This is a genomic window from Bifidobacterium angulatum DSM 20098 = JCM 7096 (genome assembly GCF_001025155.1).
GTDB classification, from domain to species: domain Bacteria; phylum Actinomycetota; class Actinomycetes; order Actinomycetales; family Bifidobacteriaceae; genus Bifidobacterium; species Bifidobacterium angulatum.
Map to the genome: position 1 here is coordinate 345729 of NZ_AP012322.1, position 21862 is coordinate 367590.

At 60.5% G+C, this 21862-nt stretch carries 19 protein-coding genes, 3 tRNA genes and 1 other RNA gene; 18 read left to right on the forward strand and 5 right to left on the reverse strand.

Annotated features, from left to right (window positions below):
* The first annotated feature begins 5 nt into the window (after window positions 1-5).
* Entirely contained in the window at window positions 6-3605 is a 3600-nt protein-coding gene (locus tag BBAG_RS01320; RefSeq protein ID WP_033508917.1) for a helicase, read from the forward strand.
* Window positions 3602-3853 (forward strand): hypothetical protein, encoded by a 252-nt coding sequence (locus BBAG_RS01325; RefSeq protein WP_003827599.1) that lies wholly within the window; start codon window positions 3602-3604, stop codon window positions 3851-3853. The genes BBAG_RS01320 and BBAG_RS01325 overlap by 4 nt, the downstream gene beginning before the upstream one ends.
* 656 nt (window positions 3854-4509) lie before the next feature.
* On the opposite strand, the gene BBAG_RS01330 is transcribed toward BBAG_RS01325, so the two are convergent.
* The 3 genes from BBAG_RS01330 to BBAG_RS01340 all read right to left on the reverse strand — a co-directional run bounded on the left by BBAG_RS01330 (window position 4510) and on the right by BBAG_RS01340 (window position 6182).
* On the reverse strand, window positions 4510-5175 hold the full coding sequence (locus BBAG_RS01330; protein ID WP_003827603.1) for an SAF domain-containing protein: 666 nt from the start codon (window positions 5173-5175) through the stop codon (window positions 4510-4512).
* 154 nt (window positions 5176-5329) lie between these two features.
* A complete protein-coding gene (locus BBAG_RS01335; RefSeq protein ID WP_033508894.1) occupies window positions 5330-5509 on the reverse strand; it encodes an FmdB family zinc ribbon protein in 180 nt (59 codons plus the stop codon).
* Window positions 5510-5588: 79 nt separating this feature from the next.
* On the reverse strand, window positions 5589-6182 hold the full coding sequence (locus BBAG_RS01340) for a 5-formyltetrahydrofolate cyclo-ligase (RefSeq protein ID WP_003827607.1): 594 nt from the start codon (window positions 6180-6182) through the stop codon (window positions 5589-5591).
* Window positions 6183-6289: 107 nt separating this feature from the next.
* Between BBAG_RS01340 and BBAG_RS01345 the strand changes: the two genes are divergently transcribed.
* The 16 genes from BBAG_RS01345 (at window position 6290) to BBAG_RS01415 (ending at window position 20288) form a co-directional block, all read left to right on the forward strand.
* Entirely contained in the window at window positions 6290-6970 is a 681-nt protein-coding gene (locus BBAG_RS01345) for a GNAT family N-acetyltransferase (RefSeq protein ID WP_033508891.1), read from the forward strand.
* A gap of 229 nt (window positions 6971-7199) precedes the next feature.
* On the forward strand, window positions 7200-8126 hold the full coding sequence (locus BBAG_RS01350; protein WP_231855878.1) for a hypothetical protein: 927 nt from the start codon (window positions 7200-7202) through the stop codon (window positions 8124-8126).
* Between the two features lie 167 nt (window positions 8127-8293).
* Window positions 8294-8587, forward strand: a complete 294-nt coding sequence (gene groES, locus BBAG_RS01355) for a co-chaperone GroES (protein WP_003827611.1) — start codon at window positions 8294-8296, stop codon at window positions 8585-8587.
* Window positions 8588-8781: 194 nt separating this feature from the next.
* Window positions 8782-8863 (forward strand) — tRNA-Tyr (locus BBAG_RS01360).
* 1 nt (window position 8864) lies between these two features.
* A tRNA-Thr gene (locus tag BBAG_RS01365) sits at window positions 8865-8936 on the forward strand.
* Between the two features lie 4 nt (window positions 8937-8940).
* A tRNA-Met gene (locus BBAG_RS01370) sits at window positions 8941-9014 on the forward strand.
* A gap of 55 nt (window positions 9015-9069) precedes the next feature.
* Window positions 9070-9237: a 50S ribosomal protein L33 gene (gene rpmG / locus BBAG_RS01375; protein WP_033508889.1), complete on the forward strand. Its 168-nt coding sequence runs from the start codon at window positions 9070-9072 to the stop codon at window positions 9235-9237.
* Between the two features lie 57 nt (window positions 9238-9294).
* Window positions 9295-10479, forward strand: a complete 1185-nt coding sequence (locus tag BBAG_RS01380; protein ID WP_033508915.1) for a UDP-N-acetylmuramate dehydrogenase — start codon at window positions 9295-9297, stop codon at window positions 10477-10479.
* 106 nt (window positions 10480-10585) lie between these two features.
* Window positions 10586-12121 carry an amino acid permease gene (locus BBAG_RS01385; RefSeq protein ID WP_003827617.1) on the forward strand — a complete coding sequence of 512 codons (1536 nt, stop codon included), beginning with the start codon at window positions 10586-10588 and terminating at the stop codon, window positions 12119-12121.
* A 33-nt stretch (window positions 12122-12154) separates the two neighbouring features.
* Window positions 12155-12472 (forward strand): ferredoxin, encoded by a 318-nt coding sequence (fdxA, locus tag BBAG_RS01390; protein WP_033508887.1) that lies wholly within the window; start codon window positions 12155-12157, stop codon window positions 12470-12472.
* Window positions 12473-12539: 67 nt separating this feature from the next.
* Window positions 12540-13724 carry a succinyldiaminopimelate transaminase gene (dapC, locus tag BBAG_RS01395; protein ID WP_033508885.1) on the forward strand — a complete coding sequence of 395 codons (1185 nt, stop codon included), beginning with the start codon at window positions 12540-12542 and terminating at the stop codon, window positions 13722-13724.
* Window positions 13725-13817: 93 nt separating this feature from the next.
* An RNA gene (gene ffs / locus BBAG_RS08195) (signal recognition particle sRNA small type) lies at window positions 13818-13914 on the forward strand.
* Window positions 13915-13986: 72 nt separating this feature from the next.
* Window positions 13987-15090, forward strand: coding sequence for a phosphatase PAP2 family protein (locus BBAG_RS01400; RefSeq protein WP_003827623.1), 1104 nt, complete (start codon window positions 13987-13989; stop codon window positions 15088-15090).
* A gap of 96 nt (window positions 15091-15186) precedes the next feature.
* Window positions 15187-18177, forward strand: a complete 2991-nt coding sequence (topA, locus tag BBAG_RS01405; RefSeq protein ID WP_003827625.1) for a type I DNA topoisomerase — start codon at window positions 15187-15189, stop codon at window positions 18175-18177.
* Between the two features lie 278 nt (window positions 18178-18455).
* A complete protein-coding gene (tmk, locus tag BBAG_RS01410; protein ID WP_003827627.1) occupies window positions 18456-19103 on the forward strand; it encodes a dTMP kinase in 648 nt (215 codons plus the stop codon).
* A 36-nt stretch (window positions 19104-19139) separates the two neighbouring features.
* Window positions 19140-20288 carry a DNA polymerase III subunit delta' gene (locus tag BBAG_RS01415; RefSeq protein WP_003827630.1) on the forward strand — a complete coding sequence of 383 codons (1149 nt, stop codon included), beginning with the start codon at window positions 19140-19142 and terminating at the stop codon, window positions 20286-20288.
* Between the two features lie 24 nt (window positions 20289-20312).
* Here BBAG_RS01415 and BBAG_RS01420 read toward each other — a convergent pair whose 3' ends face one another.
* The gene (locus tag BBAG_RS01420) at window positions 20313-21320 is read right to left on the reverse strand and encodes a LacI family DNA-binding transcriptional regulator (RefSeq protein ID WP_003827633.1); all 1008 of its coding nucleotides are present in this window, start codon (window positions 21318-21320) and stop codon (window positions 20313-20315) included.
* A gap of 213 nt (window positions 21321-21533) precedes the next feature.
* On the reverse strand, window positions 21534-21794 hold the full coding sequence (locus BBAG_RS01425) for an HPr family phosphocarrier protein (protein WP_003827635.1): 261 nt from the start codon (window positions 21792-21794) through the stop codon (window positions 21534-21536).
* Between the last annotated feature and the right edge of the window lie 68 nt (window positions 21795-21862).

The following is a 21862-nucleotide window of genomic DNA, read 5'->3' on the forward strand; positions in this document are numbered from 1 at the left end:
AATACATGAGTACGCAATCCATGCTTGACCAATTCCAGACATGGCATGATGAGTATCGTGCCTCGCTGGCTCCGTCTCCATTGGAGGACATCAACCAGCTCAGCGCCCAGCTTGATATGACGCATGCACATCCATCCGGCGTGGCGCAGCTGTTCGCGGCAGGCCACGTGACATTGGAATCGATGTTCCGCGACAACGGCATGCTGAGGGCTGCCGAACGGCGTTTGGGAAGGGTGCTGGAAAGCCAGGCCTCCAAGAAGCGTGTCAGTGGTGTGGCCGAACTGTCGCTGATCGTCGGCGTCGCAATATGGAAGGGGAGCGCGTTGCCGGTGCTGCTGTACCCGGTGGACGTGACCCGCAGCGAACAGCTGGGGCATTCCTCCCTGAGATTCACCGGCAAGGTGTCGCTCAACTCGGCACTGGTCTCACGTCTGCATGCCGCCGGCGTATATATCGACGAAGACAGGCTGCTGGACAGCTCCAACTACCGTTCCGGCTCTCCTGAGACATCCGCCATTTTCGCCGCCATCTCCAACGAGGCCAAGGCGCGCATCGCTGATTTCTCCATTGAACGCCGCATCATTCTCGGCTGCTTTATGGAGCCTGCGGCGTTGATTCTTGCGGAAACGCAGCGCATCATCGATCGGCTTGGCAACGGCCCGAGCGGCAACGTACTGCTTGACGCACTGGCTGGCGACGATTCGTCCCGTGCGGCTTTGGGCAACGTGTCCATTCCCGAATACAGCCCGTTCGACGCCGATCCTCATTCCGAATACGAGGTGGGCGATGTCGACAACACCGTGCGGTATGCCGCGCAGCTGGCCGCAGCCGGCCACAGCATCGTCGTCGACTCCGCTTCGGGTAACGATACCGCTGAACGTGCCGCAGCCATCGCCTCACGATGCGTGATGAACGGACGTTCCGTGCTGTATGTGCCCGGCGTGGCGGAGCAGAAGCGCCATTTCCTCCAGTCCATGCATGCCAATGAGATGACCGGCATGGTATTGGATATCGCCGATGAGGATTCCAACACCAGCATCGACCGTCAGCTTATCGCCGCGGTCGGGTTCCAGACGGGCGTGGCCAGCCAGCATTTCGACCAGCTCTCCGACGAACTGGTCGGCGTGCGCTCCAGGCTGACGCGCTATCTGGGCGATTTGCACGGCGTCAACGAGAAGTGGGGCGTCTCCGCATACCAGACTATTCAGAATCTGGCCTCGATCTCCACCTATCCCACGCATCCGAGTACCCATGTGCGTCTTTCCGAAGCATCCGCACGCCAGATTGGCGGTCATCTCGACGAATGGGCGGACAAGCTCAAACGTGCCGGTGAGCTCGGCGAATACACGCTCGGCCCGGACGACACCGCATGGTACAAGGCTTCGATCACCAACGAGGAAGACGCGGTGAACGCATACCAGCGTGTGGTCGATCTGATGCAGAAGGTCTTCCCCGCCGTACGCGAGCATGTCAGCATCACCGCGCAGACCTGCGGTTTCCCCGTGCCGAATACCGCCCGCGAATGGGCGCGTCAGATCACGGTGCTGAAGAACTTGAGGCGCGTGCTCGATGTGTTCCAGCCCGAGATTTTCGAACGCGACATCGACGCGATGATCGAGGCAAGCAAGTCCAAGGAACAGCGCAAGAGCGAAGGCACCACCATGGGCTTCTGGGAGCGCCGCCGCCATGTGCGCGAGGCGAAATCCCTGCTGCGCGTGGGCGCGCAGGTCGAGAACCTGCATGATGCCCTTATCGTGGTGAAGAAGCAGGGCGAGCAGTGGCATGCCCTTGTACCGCATGGCGGATGGCCGGTATTGCCGCAGCGTCTCGATCAGATGATCTCCACCCAGGAGACCATGTCCGAGGACATCACCGCTCTCGATACCGTACTGAGCACCACCCCGCGTGGCGGTGAGCTCGAAGCCCGGGATTTCAACGATGTCGAATCCAGGCTGAAGAGCCTGTACGATGACCATCTGGCCCTCGACACCCTGCCGGAACGTTGCCGCTTGGAGAACGAATTCCAGGCGGCCGGGCTGAACGATCTGGTCGCCGACCTGACCAACCGTCAGGTGGGCAACGACGCGGTGGGCGCTGAACTCCAGCTTGCCTGGTGGACCACTGTGTTCGACGATATCGTGCATTCCTCGCCGATCATCTCCAACCAGGACGGTTCGGCGCTGGCCACCGTCACCGAACGATTCGAGCAGGTCGATGTGGAGCATGTGCGTTCCATCGGCCCGATGGTCGCGCAGGAATCCATGCGTCGCCTTTGCGACCTGCTGTTCTCCCGCACGCAGGAAGCCAACATGCTGCACACGCAGCTGACCAGCCAGACCAAGGTGACCTTGGACAGCATGCGCCGTGAGCATGCCGAGATTCTTGCAGCTTCGAAGCCGATTCTTATGGCCACGCCGGATACGCTCGCCTCGCTGACCGAGCCGACCACGCTTGCGGATGTCGCCATCGTCGACGCTTGTGCGCATATTCCGGCCATCCAGCTGCTCAGCATCGTCTCGCGTGTCAAGCAGATCGTGATCATCGCGCATCGCAATACGGTGACGTGCGAGAGCCTGAAGCAGCTGATCGACATACTGCCCCAGATCGAGGTCAAGTCCCGTCCGGTGCGCCGTTCCCTCAGCTTGGCGGCATTCCTTGAATCCGAGGGGTATGGCGAAGTGCATTACGACGCCTGCACCGAGGCCGTTCGCGGTCATGTGGCGTACCACAGTCTTGACGCGGTAGGCACTCCGGTGCTCAACACGGGTTTGGTGGAATCCAGTCAGCAGGAGATCGCCGAGGTGGTGCGACTGATTACCGAGCGTGCGGCAAGCTTCGCGGTGGTACCGACCACCTACATGCTTACCGTGGTGACGCTCACCGATTCGTTCCGTGTGCGGCTGGGTGCCGAACTGAAGGCGCTTGCCTCCAAGGACAAGGCCATGGGATCCTTCCTGCGTCATGTGCGTCTGATCGGCATCCGCGAGGTTGCCGGCGCCCAGGCTACGGACGTGATTCTTTCGCTATGCTATGCGAAGACCGCGCATGGCCGACTGCTGCAGCAGTTCGGTGCGCTGGAGGAGCCCGGCGGGCGCGGCATGCTGCTCGATGCGCTGGCTTTGGCCGATCGCCATGTCGATATTGTCAGTGCCTTCGGTTCCGTCGATATGGACGATGAGCGTATCCACCAGCCTGGTGCGAAACTGTTGAAAACGCTGCTTACGTGGGCCGAACAGCTCGGCGGCGAGGACATCCGCCCGGCCGAATCCGAATATGGGCGCAATGTGCTGCTGAACGATCTTGCCGACCGTATTCGCAACCGTGGCTTGAACGTCGCAGTGAACTATGGGTTCAATCGCGGCGTCACCATTCCGATGGTGGTCGGGCTGAAGGATAAGCCATTCGCCTTGGCGGTGCTTACCGACGACGCGAACTTCATGTCGATCCAATCCACGCGTGAACGGCATCGTATGCTGTCCGCCGATCTGATGACGTTGGGCTGGTCCGTCGCTTCCGTATGGAGCGTCGGCGCGTTCGTCAATCCCGAAAAGGAAGTCGATCATCTGGTGTCTCAGCTTGCCGACCTGTATCGGGGGCTCGAATGAGCGATGAATCAGGCAAGATGGCCGGTAACATCGGCGAAGGCGATGCACGGTCCTACAGTGCGACTCGTCGTACGCCGCGCAAGCACAAGCGCGTGGTACGTCAGGGCACTGAACTGTTTGACGCCGATGGCGTCAAGCTCGAACCCTCCGACATGATGACCGAACGGCAGCGCGAAGCGGACGACGATAAGCGCATTCTCACCGAGCTTCCGCCGCACTGGGCGCAATTCAGCGAACGGGGCCATTAAGAGGGCGGTCGGCAAAGCCGAGCGGTCGTATGAAGCGGTTGTATGGTTGGGCCCCGCACAGGATCCTGTGCGGGGCGTCGATCTGCTTGCGGGCGTTCTGCGCGCCCTTGGCATCGAAACGGATGAGGAAGTAGCGTGCGTCGTCTGCAGTCAGCAGCAGCGATCTGCCGTCCTTGCCGGTCGCCGTCTCCGTTATAGGAGATATTGACAGTGGCGCCGAGCGTGTTCATTGCGGTTACGGTGATGTCGATGCCGGTGAATCCTCCGCTTGCCGTTTCGCGGAAATTCGTCGATGGTGTGGTGGATCCGTTGACGTGGTCCCCTGCAACAGGTTAGGGTTGCCGCTGTGACCCGATGCCTGTTTCATGTTCACCAGCTCGATAATCGCGTTGTGCGGTTCTCCGGCACCAAGATTGGTATGCGTAAAGATTTTTGACTCATTGAGCTCCGCCTGATGCAAGAACGAATGCCGTGACCATGCCGATCAGTCGCTTCAATCCGGCATGTTGTCTGCTCGGTCCGGTCTCCTCTGGCTTCATTGCATCCTCTTTTCTCTCCCGTATGCGAGCCGCGGAATCATCGTCGCGATTGCGCTGCTTTATCCCTGAAAAGGCATGTGCCTATGCTATCCCGCCCCGTTATGGGTGAATCGCCGGTTATCGGTGCACTGCGATGATCGCTCCCGATTCGCCGGCCTTCATCACACGGATGGCTGATTGCGGATCCAACGCCACGGTCAGGAGATTCCGTTCGGTGCTGTTGCCGTCTTGCCGAGCCTTGGTTTCCATGATCATGGCTTGACTGGCCAGTGTGCAGGCTGCAGGCTGCTCGTTGTTGTGTTCCTGCGAGGTCGGCTCGCAACCCACCGCCGAGACCAGCGATACCGTATCTCCCGGTATCAGTGCGTTGATGCTGTTCGCCACGGCGATATCGAGCACGGTGTCTCCGGTTGTGATCGTGGGGGCTTTGCCGACGCTGCCGGCATACAGCGGCTGCCCGGCCTCGATAGGGTGCTGCGCGATGGAGCCCACTGCTTTGTCAGTGGTATGAAGCGCCTTGCCGGTGACTGGCGAGGCAGGAACCGTCATCATAACAACATCGTCATGCCGGATGGTCGTTCCACGTGCGATGGGCGTCGCCGCCGTCACGATGGTGTCCGTGCCGGTGATGGCGTCCAAAGAATACAGAACACCGAATACCGCCAGGCATAGGAACATTGCGGTGGCGCCGCGGAAAAGCCGTGCGCGGCGACGTCGGGCCGCAAGAGTCGGCGCGGCGAAGGAGGTAAAGAAAGACCATGGCGGTGCGTTGGTGTACTTCATACCGCCATGGTCGGGGAATGGGCCTGCGTATGCAAGCCGTAGCGGCCTGTGTGGATTGTGCCTTATCGATTCTTCACCAATCGCACACCGTTACGTTGCCGCAGTATATGGACCCTGGGCAAAGCCGGGCATCCATGCAGTCGCATTTATGCAATCAGCTCTTATCGGTGCGGTAGAAGCCGGAACCCTTGAACTCAATCGGGACCGCGGAATACACCTTGCGTACCTGCTCCTCATGGCATTCGGGGCAAGTGGTGATCGGGTCGTCGCTGAAGGACTGGTACTTGGTGAAGTCATAGCCGCAATTCTTGCAGCGGTAATGATAGGTAGGCATACGTTCCTCCTGAATAGACGTCTTACTCGGGTTGCAACCGTTCATATCCTAGTCGGCGCTCTGACACGGCCACGCCTGATTACGCTTGAGGATAAGCGATGGGCGAGTAGCCGAGCGGCGTGAACGTGCCGGTGACGGGAATGTCGTGTCTTTCGCGGGGAAGGTCGGTGCGAGCCACCTCCCAGGGCCAGCATATGGCCACCATCGGTGTGCCTGGCGCACAATGGGCCAGCGCCCGGTCATACCAGCCTCCGCCTCGTCCCAGTCTCGTTCCATGAATATCGACCAGCAACGCCGGGAGCAGCACGAGCCCGGCTTGTGCCAGGGCGTCTGCCGGCAGCGTATCGCCGGAAGGCTCCTGCGGCCGGTGCATGCCAAGGTCTTCGAGCGGCAGGTCGGAATATTCGCCCCACCCGATATCGAGTCCACTGCCGAGCCGAGGCAGCAGAATACGGTACCCCTGCTCGGCGAGCGCATGCAGCAATGGTCTTGTCTCGATCTCCGATCCCATGGAAAGAAACGTTGCCACGGTGCGCTGCTGGCGTGGCAGCGGTAATGCGTCGATGCCGCGGGCAAGGGCCTCGCCGGCCTGTCTGCGCTCGGTAATAGTGGTTGCCTTGCGTTTGACGATGACGTTTCGACGCAAAGCCTGTTTGCTGTCCTTCGGCTCCATGCCAGCCAGCTTACCGGTGCCGGTTCCTGTTGGAGATTCGGGCCGGCGGCGTCCGTCTGACGGTCGGCATGCGCCATGTGCGGCGACGTTGATGGCACAATGGTGGTGTGGTTTTGCTTCAGACTCTTCGCGGCGTATTCGGGGTGGCGTCGCCAAACGCCATCCGTGTGCCTCTCGTATTGCATGCGCCGGTAGGTGGCGTGCCGATTTCGCTTCGCACCATGGATATGGACGATGCCGATGAATGGAATACCGTTCGATGGCAGAACTCGGATTGGCTCAAGCCCTGGTCGGCGGGCGATCCGATGCATGGCGCAGGGCTGACGTTCGGGCAATGGGTGCGCCAGCAGCGGCATAATGAGGCTCAGGGCACGGGCATAGTGTTCATGATCGAATATCGCAAGCATATGATCGGTCAGATTTCTTTGGGCGCCATCACCTATGGCGCGATGCGCAGCGGGGTGGTCGGCTATTGGGTGGCGCAAGGCTATGCCGGCCATGGCATCGCCCCCATGGCGCTCGCCATGTTGGCGGATTGGGCCATCGGCAGCCCCGACGGTCCGCAATTGCATAGGCTGGAGATCGCCATTCTTCCGGAGAATGGGCGTTCCCTGGCCGTGGTGCGCAAGGTAGGCGCCCGCGACGAGGGTGAAAGGGCCAACTACATGTATGTCGACGGTCGTTGGCGCACGCATCGGACCTTCAGTCTGCTTGCCGAAGATCTGGGTGATGGGTTCGAATCTCGTCTCATATCCCGACACGCCCAGAGAGAAACGCGAATATTGTGATGCCGTTCACCTATTCTTGAGGGTTATGGGATACGATTCACTGAGCACGATTATCGTGGTGGTAATCGTACTCTTGGGAATCGCGGTCTGGCTGCCCTTACGAACGTCCAACAGCATGAAGCAAGTGCTGGAACATCGTGCGGACAAGTTTTCGACTTCGTTGCATCTTGTGGATGAGCACAGCGGAACACGGTTCAGCGATGGCCAGACACATATGGAAGGGGTTGGGATGCAGCCGAACACGAAGCAGCCGGGTATGCCTACGGCAGAACGCGTTGCTCAGGTACGTAGCCTGCGTCGGGCGGCGATTAAGCGTCGCCGCATCATCGTTGCCGCACTGGCGCTGATTACGGTGGTGGTGCTGGTCTGTGCGTTTTCGTTGCGGTTCAGCCCGTTGTATGCGTTGATTCCCGGCGCGTTGCTGGCGGTGGTTCTGGCGTTTGGCGTGCATGCGTCGAAGCAGGCTCACGAGTGGGAGCATGAACTGTCGTTGGCTCGTAAGCGAGTGGCCGGTAACAAGGCTGTTCTGGAGGCTCAAAAAAAAGCGCGTGAGGAACGTGAGGCGCAGTGCGTCCGAGAACAGGCGCAAGCGCAAGCGGTGGCTGAAACCCCTACCGATGAGATGACGCAGCGTGAGATTCGTCAGGCGTTGCATAAGGCGCAGGTTGAGCAGCGCAAGGCATTGCAGGAGCATGCCGCGCGTAAATCGCAGGAGCAGCAGGGCAAGGCTGTTGTGGCGGTGGTGGAAAGACCGTTGCCTGAGCCGCATTCGGAATCCGAGACCGTTCGTGAGGCCGGTGCGCAGGATCTTATTTCCTTCTCGCTTGGCAGAGCGCGTGATGTGGATGTCGAGGCTGCTGAGAGCACGGAGCATGCGCAAGAGGATCCTCGCAGTCTCGAGATCAAATCCACCCGTCAGGTCGCTAAGGCCGAGCCGGTTGATACCGCAGAGCGCGAGGCACTGGCATCCCAGGCGAAGATGGAGACCGAGCCCGCTTCCGCTCAGGATCACGATAAGGCTTTTGACGCGCAGACCGTTGACGTTGATTCCTTCCATAAGTCCGAGCAGTCGGCGCAGGTGGCGGTTCCCGCCGCGACCTGCGATTCGCTGGGCGGCAATCTCGAGGAGATTCTTGCGCGTCGCGTCGCGCAGTGAGCCTGGGGAAATTTCTCTCACAGCGTTAGCACTCGAGTTGGCAGAGTGCTAAAAATCGCGCTACGATATGGTTCAGTGCTTGAAACCACTCAGGTGATCGTCAGCCTCTTGGGTCCGTTTCCTGGCGCAGATACACTGAACTACTAACGAATACGAGGTGACCCACAGTGTCGATTAAGCTCACACCGTTGGAAGACAAGATTATCGTCAAGCAGGCTGAGGCCGAGACCCAGACCGCTTCCGGTCTGTTCATTCCGGACAACGCCAAGGAGAAGCCGCAGCAGGGTGAAGTTCTGGCTGTCGGCCCGGGCCGTCGCAACGATGCCGGCGAGCGTATCCCGGTGGACGTCAAGGTTGGAGACAAGGTGCTGTACTCCAAGTACGGCGGCACCGAAGTGCACTACGAGGGCGAGGATTACCTGATCGTCGCTGCTCGTGACATCCTGGCCATTCTTGGCTGAGATTCCCCGTTACGTAAGAAAACCCCGCGTTTTTTCGCGGGGTTTTCTGTTGAATACGCTCTCTATGGTATCGAAAAGCCGCTTAATTCCTTGCGACACGCCGTGCGGGTGCCTCGAGTTGCGAAAGTCTTCCAGACATGGCATATTATTCGAGTTGCCTGTTGAGGTTCAGCCAAGACAGGGAGCAGAGACCTGGCGGATTTCCCAAGCGGTCAAAGGGAGCTGACTGTAAATCAGCCGCTTCGTGCTTCAGTGGTTCGAATCCACTATCCGCCACGCCCCGATAGCTCAGTGGTAGAGCACTTCCTTGGTAAGGAAGAGGTCGTGAGTCCAATTCTCACTCGGGGCTCTCTGGCGGGGTAGCTCAGCTGGCTAGAGCGTACGACTCATAATCGTAAGGTCAAGAGTTCGAGCCTCTTCCTCGCTACAAATTGCGCCCGTTGACCGACGGGCGCTACTAATGACTACAGAGGTGAATGAACATGGCTAAGAGCGCCGACATCCGTCCCGGCATCACGCTGGCATGCACCGAGTGCAAGGAGCGTAATTACATTACGACCAAGAATCGTCGTAACACTCCTGATCGCCTTGAACTGAAGAAGTTCTGCGCTCGCTGCGGCAAGCAGACCGTGCACCGCGAGACTCGCTGAGCACCCAATGCTTTGAAGACCCGACCACTGGTCGGGTCTTTTTGTATGCTGGCAACCATGACTTCTTTTGCAGACATCACTACCATCGCCGTCGGCGGCGAGATCGATCGTTTCGTAGAGCCCACCACCCGTGTCGGCGTCATCGAGGCCGTGGAAGAGGCCGATGCCAAGGGACTGCCGCTGTTCGTCATCGGCGGTGGGTCCAATGTGCTGGTATCCGATGAGCCGTTCCATGGCGTCGTGGTTCGCGACGCGCGCCGTGCGATCACCGTTCCGGACGAGGCCGCTCCAGTCGAAGGCGACGACCGCACAGTGCATGTAAACGCCGAAGCCGGGTGCAATTGGGACGATTTCGTCGATTACTGCGTGCGGCTGGGTCTTGAGGGCGTTGAGGGGCTGTCGGGTATTCCCGGCACCGTTGGTGCGTCCGTGGTGCAGAACATCGGCGCATACGGCCAGGATGTCGCTAGCAGCGTCGAATCTGTCGAAGTCTGGGATCGTAAGGACAAAGCCGTCAAGAACCTGCATGCCGACGAGCTGCGGTTCGGCTATCGCATGAGCGCATTGAAGGCAAGCATGTACCAGGCTCCGGCCGTGCCGGCAGGGGAGTTCTTCCCCACGCCACGCTATGTGGTGCTGTCCGTCACCTTCGCATTGCGGCACAGCAGCACGGGGGTGGTCGGCTACGGCCAGCTTGCCAAGGCCCTGGGCGTGGAAGTCGGCGATCGTATGGACACCAAGGAGATCCGCGATGCCGTGCTACGGGTGCGTGCGGCCAAAGGCATGCTGGAGGATGCGACGCGATACACCCGGTTGGCCATGCAGGGAACGAAGAAGGCGACGTTGGTCGCAACCGCGCTACGCGCCCAGAACGATACGCCCGACGCCAACCGCCATAGCTGCGGCAGTTTCTTCATGAACCCGATTCTGACCGCCGAACAGGCAGCCATGCTCCCCCCGGAAGCCCCGCGCTTTGAAGCAGTACTGCCCAACGGCGAGCCCGGCGTCAAAACCTCCGCCGCCTGGCTTATCGATCATGCCGGATTCCACAAGGGCTATACGGTGGATGATGACGCCAAGGCAGGTCTATCCACGTTGCATACGCTTGCCCTGACCAACAGGGGCCAGGCCGGTTCGCAGGATGTCGCAAAGCTGGCGAAAACCGTGCAGGATGGTGTGGAACATACCTTCGGCGTGCGCCTGGTGCCCGAACCGGTGGTCGTGGGGTTCTCGCTGCGGTAACCGGATGATGACCGTAGCAAAGCGCAGGGTTTTATGGTGGTGATACAGTCACTATCCGTTTAGGGCGGGAGCCGCGCTGGGCATTGAATCGGAAGAGAGGACACCGGTGAACATATTTCGAAAGAAGTCCGTGGAACAAACGCTTGCAGAGACCGCGGAAACTGGGCATAAGCTCAAACGCGACCTTACCTGGTGGGATCTGGCCATCATGGGCGTGGCCGTCGCTGTGGGCGCCGGCATCTTCTCCATCGGCGCGCAGGCCGCGGCGTTCCACGCCGGTCCCGCCGTTATCATCAGCTTCCTTATCGCAGGCATCGTGTGTGGTGCGGCCGTCATGTGCTACGCGGAATTCGCCTCGATGATTCCGGTGGCAGGTTCCGCCTACACCTTCACCTATACGACGGTCGGCGAGATCGTGGCATGGATCATCGGCTGGGATCTTATTCTGGAGATGCTGATGGCCGGCTCGGTGGTCTCGAAATACTGGGGCGTCTACCTGAACGATTTCTTCCGGCTTGTCGGGTGGAACATCAACACAAACGTCGCCATCGGATCGTTCCATTGTGATTTCGCGCCGATCGTCATCGTCGCGTTCTTCACCGTGCTGCTGGTATTCGGCACCAAAATCGGCGCCCGTGTCGATGGCGCGCTGACCATCCTCAAGATCGCCATCGTACTGTTCGTGGTCATCGTCGGCTTCTTCTATGTCAAGGCCAGCAACTTCACCCCGTTCATCCCCCCGAGCGAACCGGTCGCATCATCCGATGCCGCTTCCGGCGTCAGCGCCGCCATGAACCAGCCGCTATGGCAGTGGTTCACCGGCATGACGCCGACCATCTACGGTGTGACTGGCATCCTGTCCGGCGCGGCGCTGGTGTTCTTCGCCTTCCTCGGCTTCGACGTTGTGGCCACCACTTCCGAGGAGGCCATTAACCCGCGCAAGAACGTGCCGCTGGGCATCGGCGTGGGCATGGGCGTCATCATCGTGCTCTACACGCTTGTCGCCATCGTGACCACCGGTATGGTGTCCTACAAGGATCTCGCCAAGCAGAGCAGTCCGTCGCTGGCCACCGCGTTCGAAATGGTGGGGGCCAACTGGGCCGCCAAGATCATCAGCTTCGGCATCGTGATCGGCCTGGCCACCGTGGTCATGGTGCTGCTGTTGGGCGTCACCCGCGTGGTGTTCGCCATGAGCCGAGACGGCCTGCTGCCGCGCCGGATGAGCACCACCGGCAAGAACGGCACCCCCGTCGGCCTGCAGATCGGCGTGGGCGTGGTCATGGCGCTGATCGCGGCCTGCTCCGATGTCGACGTGCTTGCCGACATGGTCAACATCGGCACGCTTTCGGCCTTTACCCTCGTCGCCATCTCCGTGCCGATCATGCGCAAGAAGCGCCCCGATCTCAAGCGCACGTTCAAGATGCCCGGCAATCCATGGATTCCTATACTCATCGCGTTGGCGAATCTTTGGCTCATGCTCAACCTGAGCGTGCTGACGTGGATTCGATTCGTGGTGTGGCTGATCGTGGGCTTCATCATCTACTTCGGCTACGGGTATCGGCATGCGCGCCTCGGCAATGGCGAGTTGAACAAAGCGGCACAACCCCAGAGTGGGGCGGAACTTGCCCAAGCCGGGGAGTAGCCTAGACGGAAGCGATTGTTCAAGGAGGTAACCATGCCATACGTTATCGCCCAGCCTTGTGTGGACGTCAAGGACAAGGCATGCGTGGACGAGTGCCCGGTCGACTGCATCTACGAAGGGTCCCGTTCGCTGTACATCAACCCGAACGAATGCGTCGATTGCGGCGCATGCGAGCCCGTGTGCCCCACCGAGGCCATCTTCTACGAGGATGACCTGCCCGACGAGTGGGCCTGGTACAAGGACGCCGCAGTGAGCTTCTTCGCCGAAGTCGGCGACCGCGGCGGTGCCGGCGGTGAAGCCATCGGCAAGGATCCCGAACAGGTTGCGGCCCTGCCGCCGCAGAACCAGTAACGGTCACACGCATCGCAACGCCTTTCCCTCGGGAAAGGCGTTGCGCTACATACGGAAAGGAACATACGTGGGTTTTCACGAATTCTCATCGCCCTACGACTGGTCGCGCATCGCACAATACAAAACCTTGGCCGAAGCCGCGCCCGGAGGCATGATCAACCTTTCCGTCGGCTCTCCGGTCGATCCTGTCCCCGCCAGCGTGCAGCAGGCGCTCGCGGGCGCAGCCGATGCGTCTAACGCGCACGGGTATCCCGCCACCGTCGGCAGCGCCGATCTGCGCGAAGCCATCCAAACATGGTTCCGCACCATGCGCGGTGTGGATCTGGGCGCGGTGAACGCCGGCGTGGTGCCCACAGTCGGTTCCAAGGAGGCCGTGGCATTAATGGCCAGCCTGCTGCATTTGGGCACCGGTGACGTGGTCGTGCAGCCCAAGGTCAGCTATCCGACCTATGAGATCGGCACGCAGTTGGCTGGCGCCACCGTGCTGAAGGTCGACGATGTGGCCGACGTCGAATCCTGGGTGAACGTTCCTGGCGTCAAAGCCGTATGGGTCAATTCTCCCAATAATCCTTCGGGCGGGGTGCTGGGAGCCGAATGGCTTGCCGAGATCATTGCCGCGGCCCGTCGCATCGGAGCGGTGGTGCTGTCCGACGAGTGCTATGCGCTTATGGATTGGCGTTCCGCCCGTTGCGAAACCCGCGGGAATCACGGAATCGAACCTGAGCAGGCTGGTGTGCAGGCCATGCCGTCTACGCCATGCGCGCTGAGCCCTTCCGTGTGCGAGGGTACTGCGGACAATGTGCTGGTGCTGTACTCGCTGAGCAAGCAGAGCAATATGGCCGGGTATCGTACGGCTTTCATCGCCGGCGACTACCGCCTGGTGCATGCCATGAGCGATTACCGCAAGCAGATCGGGCAGATTATTCCCGGGCCGGTACAGGCCGCCATGGCTGCCGGACTGCGTGATACGCAAGCCGTGCGCACGCAGTGGAAACGCTATTACGATCGATTGGCACGCCTGGTGGAGGCGCTGCGCGCATACGGGTACCGTGCGTCTATGCCGGACGGCGCGTTATACGTGTGGGTCAAGACGTTGAACGGTGATTGCTGGGCCGATATGGCTGAACTCGCCAAGCTGGGCATTGTGCCAAGCCCAGGTGAGTTCTACGGCGCTGTGGAATATCTGCGATTCTCCGCCACCGCCAGTGATGAGGCGATCGATGCGGCATGTGCACGTCTCGCTTCGGCATAATGCGCGCAGCGTCGGGAAACATGGCAGGAAGCACGGATTGCGTGAACGGATCGGCACCACGAATCGCCGAAGTCCGGTCGTAGTGTAAACTGAATTACGCCTCTACGCGGCGTTACGTCACCGAACTCCCCCAGGGCAGGAATGCAGCAAGGGTAAGTGGCCTCTGTCGGGTGCGTAGAGGTTTTTCCATATCCGCATGCGGAACGAAGCCGTTCCGTTGCCGAAACGGTTGCTGTTCCGCTGATGCACTACTCTTAAAACCATGACCGACGAACACACTCCCATGCAGCCCGTGATCCGCGACCCCAAAGCGCCTGTGAATCTGCTCGATGATTTCGAAGAAACCGGCATAGTCACGCCGGAGACCGGAGTGTCGCTGTCTGATTTTGAGGATGAGGGCGCGCTGGGGGCCGAACCCGAGGAGCTGGGCGCACTGGGGTATGTCGATCCGTTGAATGTTCGCCCGCGCACATCGAGCAGGGTGCTGTGCCTGGTATTCGGCGTGCTGCTGCTGGTCTTGGCTGGTGTGGCATGGTGGTTGGGCGTGTGCACGCAGAACGGCCAGTCCTATGACGACATGGTGGAAAGCTCGTTCTCTTCGATCGTTCCCGGCTGGGTTTCCGCGGTGCTGGGAGTCGGCACGCATCCGATGGTGCTGATCGTCTCGACGATTATCGCCGTGGGTGCCGTGGCTATTGCCGTGGTGCGTAAGCGGTGGTGGCTGCTTGGTCAGATGGCGGTGTTCGCGGTGCTGTGCTTCTGCATGTCATTGCTGAAGTATGTGCTGCCTCGTCCGTTCATCATCAAAACCGTAATCGACAACGCGCATAATTCCGCGCCATCCGGCCATACCATACTGGCCATGGCCTCGGCGGCGATGCTGGTGCTTGCCGTGCCGCGCGTCTGGCGGTGGCTCGCTTCGCTGGTCGCTATGGCGTGGGGGCTGTTCGTCGGCCTGTCGGTGGTGTGCGGCAAGTGGCATCGTCCCACTGATGCGGTGATGTCCATGCTGATCGTGGCCGGGCTTGCCTTGATCGTGCTTGCGTGTACGCGTACTTCCGGCATGGACGCATTGGGCACCCGTCGTTCCTCCGCAGGCGTGCAGATCGTTGCCTCGGTGGCCATTACCGCGGGATTGTTCGCCACCGCGTTCGCGGGGTATGTCATCTGGCAGGTGATTCCCGGTTTGACGGTCAGTGCGGCGTGGGCGAACACCGATTCGGTGTATTCCTCCATGATGCTTATTGCCGGGGTCGACGCCACGGTGTTTGGCCTGCTATCGGCAACACGTCAGCTCACCGCTTCGCCGTTAAGCAAGACCGGTCTGGTGGGGGAGCCTCCGGCGCCGCCCCGCAGTCGAGGCTGACACGCGGGGCAATCGGCTCCGGTCGGGCGATATGAAACGGCTGACCATATGTCGTGAGTATTATGGCTCACGAAAGCACAGCAATAAGGAGAGGGAATGGCAGACGGCAGCAAGCTTGTGATTGTAGAGTCTCCTACCAAGGCACGCAAGATCAGCGGATACCTGGGGGACGGCTATACCGTCATGGCATCGGTGGGGCATATTCGTGACCTCGCGCAGCCCAGTCAGGTACCTGCGGCCGATAAGGAGCATTACGGCAAGTTCGGTGTGGACGTCAATGACGGGTTCAAGCCGTACTACATCGTCGGAGCCGACAAGCGCAAGACCGTGGCTGATCTGAAATCCGCCCTGAAAAAAGCCGATGAGCTTTATCTCGCCACTGATGAGGATCGTGAGGGCGAGGCCATCGCATGGCATCTGGTGGAAACGCTCAAGCCGAAGGTGCCTGTCAAGCGCATGGTGTTCCACGAGATCACGAAGAACGCCATCAAACAGTCCCTTGAACAGACCCGTGATGTCGACGCCGATATGGTCGACGCGCAGGAGACCCGTCGTATCCTTGACCGCCTGTACGGCTACGAGCTGTCCCCGGTGTTGTGGCGCAAGGTCGGGCCGGGCCTGTCCGCCGGCCGTGTGCAGTCGGTGGCGACACGACTGATTGTGGAGCGCGAGCGGGAACGCATGGCCTTTACCCGCGCTTCGTATTGGGATATTGTGGCGAAGCTCGCTGCTGCGAACACACAAGGCGAGCGTGTCGGCTTCGACGCCCGCATGGTGTCTTTGGGCGGCAGGCGTCTGGTCGGATCGAAGGATTTCGGCGCCGATGGCAAGCTGACCCCGGCCGGGTTCGCGGATAACGTCTGCCAGTTGAGTCAGACGGATGCCGCAGCCGTGGCGCAGGAGCTGGAACATGCGCCGTTCACCGTGATGTCGATGGAATCGAAGCCGTATCGTCGCCGCCCATTGCCGCCGTTCACCACCTCCACATTGCAGCAGACCGCCGGTAACCGTCTGGGCATGAGCTCGCGTGCCACCATGCGCGCGGCTCAGGGATTGTACGAAAACGGCTATATCACGTATATGCGAACCGATTCGGTGACATTGTCCAGCGAGGCCATCGCGGCTGCCCGCAATGCCGTCGAATACCATTTCGGCAAGTCGTTTCTGTCCGATGCCCCCAAGCAGTACGACACCAAGACGGCTGGCGCCCAGGAGGCCCACGAATGCATCCGTCCGGCGGGGGCACGGTTCCATGATCCGGATGAGCTCGCCACCAGGGTGCCAAGCGATCAGCTGAAGCTGTACACGCTGATCTGGCAGCGTACGCTTGCCTCCCAGATGGCAGACGCCACCGGTTCGACCGCAACGGTGAAGATCTCCGCTCCGGCCGGCGGCCATGGCGAGGCGCTGTTCCAGGCCTCCGGTACGGTGATTGATTTTCCGGGCTTTATGAAGGCCACCGGCGAGCAGCATCATGCGGCGAAGCAGGGCGGCAGGAAAGGTGAGAATGCCGAAGGCAATGCGTCGTTGCCGCCAATGAGCGCAGGCCAACGACTAGATGTTGCCGATGTGCAGGCCGACGGGCATGAGACCCAGCCTCCGGCACGATACACGGAAGCGTCGCTGGTCAAGACTTTGGAGGCCAAGGAGATTGGACGACCGTCCACGTATGCGTCGATTATCTCCACCATCATCGATCGCGGGTATGTGTATGAGCGTGGCCGTGCGCTGATTCCCAGCTGGCTTGCGTTCGCGGTCGTCAAACTGTTGGAGACGAAGTTCCCCAAGCTGGTCGATTACCAGTTCACCGCCGATATGGAAAACGGCCTTGATCAGATTGCGCATGGCAAGCAGACCGGGCGTGATTGGCTGACCCGGTTCTACTTCGGCGATGGCGATGCCGCAGCGGCCAATGCGGACGAGGCCCATGAGGGTTTGCAGCGCCAGGTGGCGCAGTTGGGTGAAATCGATGCGCGTGCCATCAATACCATTGAGATCGGTGATGGCCTGCATGTGCGTGTCGGCAGGTATGGTCCGTACCTGGAGGACATGGCGCATACGGATGAGGACGGCAATCCGAAGCGCGCGGCGCTTCCCGACACCATTGCGCCCGACGAGCTTACGGTGGACGTTGCACGGGATCTGATCGAGAATCATTCCGGTGGGCCGCGCGAGCTTGGCAAGGATCCGAAGACCGGAGGCACCGTGGAGGTGCGTAATGGCAGGTTCGGCCCGTATGTGGCATTGCTGCCCGTCGAAGGTGCCGTTTCGCCGGCCCCGGCCAAGGGGTCGAAGAAGTCTGATGCGCCTCGCCCGAAAATGGCCAGCCTGTTTAAGACGATGAGCCCGGAATCCATTACGTTGGATGATGCGCTGCGGTTGTTGAGCCTGCCTCGTGAAGTCGGCTCCTATGAGGAGGCGAACGCCGAAACCGGCGAGATCTCCACGTCGACGGTTGCGGCGAACAATGGCCGGTATGGTCCGTACCTGACCAAGACGAAGGCGGATGGTTCCACGGAGACCCGTTCGCTGAATTCCGAGGATGAGATCTTCACCGTTGATATTGAAACGGCCAAGGCTCTGTTCGCGCAGCCGAAATTCCGTGGTCGTGGCCGTGGCGCAGCCAAGCCGCCGATTCGTGAGCTCGGCACCGATCCGGAGAGCAAGAAGCCCGTGGTGATTCGTGAAGGCCGTTTCGGCATGTATCTGACGGATGGTGAAACGAATCGCACACTGCCGCGTCAATACGATCCCGCTACGATCACGCCCGAGGATGCGTACCGCATTCTTGCCGAGAAGCGTGCGATGGGCCCGACGAAGAAGCGTGGCGGTCGCCGTGGCGCCGCCAAGAAGTCGATTGCGAGAAAGACCAGTGGGAAGAAGGCGGTGAGCGCCGTCGAGGCGAAGCGCGCCGAACGCCGCGCCAAGGTGAAGCAGCTGGCCGATAAGGGGTGGGCGAATACGCGCATTGCCGAGGAGCTGGGGTCTACGCCGTCTACGGTGAAGTCCGATATCGCCTGGCTGACCGAGCATGAAGGCTATGAGCGTCCGAGCGTCGTGCCTAAGGGCTCTGCGAAGAAGAAGTGACAGTCCGGTGGACTGTGCGTGGCAGTGAGCAGCGGTAGCGTTGCGAACGTCGCAGGGTACAGTGATGAATATGCACCAAGGCATATTCATCTCCTTTGAAGGACGGACAGTCCGGTGGACTGTGCGTGGCAGTGAGCAGCGGTAGCGTTGCGAACGTCGCAGGGTACAGTGATGAATATGCACCAAGGCATATTCATCTCCTTTGAAGGACGGACAGTCCGGTGGACTGTGCGTGGCAGTGAGCAGCGGTAGCGTTGCGAACGTCGCAGGGTACAGTGATGAATATGCACCAAGGCATATTCATCTCCTTTGAAGGCGTAGACGGCGTGGGCAAGACCACGCAGGTCAATAGATTGCGCGACGAACTTGAGGCAATGGGCCGTGAGGTCGTTGTCACACGCGAGCCGGGCGGCACTGCGCTCGGCACGGCCATCCGCAGGCTGCTGTTGCATGGTGTTCCCGTCGAATCCGCTGATGGCGAGGCGTGCGCGGATATCGCCCCTCGTACCGAGGCTCTGCTGTTCGCGGCCGATCGGGCTCAGCATGTGGCTGAGGTCATCCGCCCGGCTTTGGAACGTGGGGCGGTGGTGATTACCGACCGTTATTGTGATTCCTCGTTGGCTTACCAGGCGGGAGGGCGGGAACTTACCGCAGCCGAGATCCGTTCGCTCAGCATGTGGGCGACGGATGGACTGTTGCCGGTGAGGACGTATCTGCTCGATATGGATCCCGCGTTGTCGCATACGCGGCTTGACCATGATGAGGATCGTATGGAGGCTGCCGGCAGTGCATTCCAGCGTCGCACGCGTCAGGCGTTTCTTGATTTGGCGGCGCGAGAGCCGAATCGTTTCCGCGTGATCGACGCTTCAGGTACCGTGGAGGAGGTATGGCAGGCCATTCGTGAGGATTTCGTGGGGCTGCTGTAGTCGCTTGGAGGTGCCGGTCTTGAGGGGAATGCGTTCATGAGTGTTTGGGAGAGCATTATCGGGCAGAAGCCTGTATGCGACATGCTGTCTGCGATTGCGACGGGAGACTCGTCCAAGCTTGCGCAGTCGTGGCTGATTTGCGGCCCTCCGGGGTCTGGGCGTTCGAATCTGGCGCGTGCCTTTGCGGCGGCGTTGGAGAGTCCCGATCATGGTCTTGATGCCGAGCCTACGCGGGTTACCCGTCAGGTGTTGGCCGGAACGCATCCTGATGTGAGTATTCTTGCCACTGACAAGGTGACTATTGGTATCGATGAGGTGCGTGAGCTGATCACCGTGTCCGAGCAGATGCCGAGTACCGCACCGTGGCGCATCATCATCATCGAAGACGTGGATCGTATGCTGGAACGTACCACGAATGTGCTGCTTAAGGAGATCGAGGAGCCTGCGGAGCATTGCATCTGGTTGTTATGCGCTCCAAGCGCGCAGGATGTGCTGCCGACCATCCGTTCTCGTACCCGCATTGTGAATCTTGCCGTGCCTCAGCCTGACGCCGTGGCGCAATGGCTTGAACGGAGCAATGGCATTGAGGCGAGTGTCGCCGAGCAGGCCGCACGGCTTGCCGAGGGGCATATCGGTATTGCGAGGCTGTATGCCACCGATGAGCGGGTGCGTTCCGAGCGTGATGAGTTGGTGGCCGGCGTGCTGAATCTGCAGCGGGCTTCGGATGCCGTATTGCTTGCCGACAGGCTGAATGCCGATGCCAAGTCGCAGGCGGAACATGATGTGGAACGTGTGGCGGCGAGGGAACAGGCTGATTTTCGTCGCATCAACGGGCTGGGGGAGTCGGATCGCATTCCTCCCAAGCTGCGCGGTGCCTATAACGCCATTGCCAAGAAGGATGAGATCAAGCGCAAGGCCACGCGTCGTAGCCGTGACGTGCTTGATCGTGCGCTGAACTCCATCGCCAGCGTGTACCGTGATGTTGCGGTGCTGCAGAATAATGCCGAAGAGTCGGTCGGGATCATCAACCGCGAGCATCGTGCGGCCATTGCGGAGCTTGCGGCCGGCATGTCGCGTCAGGGTGCCGTGGCACGGCTTGATCATGTGGCTGTGGCGCGTAAACGCCTTAACGGCAATGGCAATCCGCTGCTGGTGCTCGAGGCGTTGTTCTGTGCGCTGCTGTGAATGTCAGGAGCAGTCGGGCGGCTGTTAGCGTTCGCCGTATCCGGTGGATTCACGTATGACCAGCTGGGGCAGCAGCGAGACGTGCGCGGGTGTGCTGTTGCCTGTCGAGATCAGTCGTAGGGATTCCGCGACGATCTGTTCGAATGGCGGCTGCACGGAGGTCAGTGTCGGCATGGTCGTTGCGGCAAGCGGAGAATCGTCAAACCCGACGATGCGTACATCTTCGGGGACCCGCAATCCTAGCGTATGCAACGCCACCATTGCGCCGAAGGCCACCGCGTCGTCCGCGCACACCAGGGCGTCCGGCCTGTTGTCTTTGGCGAACAGTCGCATCGAACAGTCGTAGCCGCGTTGCACCGTGCGTTCGCCGAACTGGTTCCAGTCGGTGTGCGTGGTGAGACGGTATGAGCGTACCTGGGTGTGGAACATGGTGAACAGTTCGGCCGATTCGAAGGAGATCTCCTTGCTGGCCATGTAGGCCACGGCGTGCGCGCCACGCTCGGTGAGGTGCCTCATGATGAGCTCCATGGCGGCGTTTTCGTCGATGGAGACCATGGAGGTTCGGAACGACTGCTGGTGCCCGCCGATTTGCACGATTGGCATGGTGCCGGCGTAATGGTCCAGTGTGTCTGTCAGGTCGGCGTTGACGGCCGGCACTACGATCAGGCCGTCCACATGCCTTGAGACGAGGGATTCGATGCGGTCGATCTGCGTGGTCTGGTCGTTGCCTATGCCGATCATCAGCTGCTGTTCGTTGGCGTCGCTGGCGTATTCGATTTCGTCGAGCAGTTGGGCGCTGAATGAGTCCGTGGCGCTGGGGATGACCAGGCCGATGGCGTTGGTGACGTCGCTGCGCAATGCGCTTGCCGCGTAGTTGACGGAATAGTTGAGTTGTTCGGCTGCCGCGCGTACGCGTCTGGCGATGTCGTCGTCTTTGTCTCGTTTGCCGGATAGTACGCGCGATACGGTGGCGATGGATACGTTGGCCAGTGCGGCAACGTTCGTGATGGAACTGTTTGTTTTGCCGGCCATGTTCTCCTCCGTGTGGTTCGTATGGGTTTAGCGATTCGTGCGTGGTTCAGGCGGGTTTATTCCGCGGTTTGCCGTATCTGCGTGTGCAGTGGGAATGCAGTGTGAAACAAGCCGTGGAACAGTGTAGCGGTGTGGGGTGCCAAAACCGTGGGCGAAATAGAACAGCCGCCCGTCGCAAAAGGGCGGGCGGCTGGATGCTCGAAGCGAGTGTGCTCACTCGGCGTTGACGAGGATATTCACCAGGTTGTCTGCAACGGTCTCGTCGTCGGCGCCCTGCACGTCGATTACTACGGCGTCGCCCTGCTTGATGCCCAGGCCCATGACGGACAGGATGGAGCCGGCGGGAACGGCGTTGCCGCCTTCCTTGGCGATGGTCACGGTGCAGCCGGAGGCGGTGACGGCCTGGGCGAACTGCGCTGCCGGGCGAGCGTGGATGCCGACGGGATCGTTGATGGTGATGGTGCGGGTTGCCATAATGACACTCCTTTGAGTCGATGTGTTCTGTTGTTCCTAACAATCATGCGGCAACAGGTGCGCCGCTG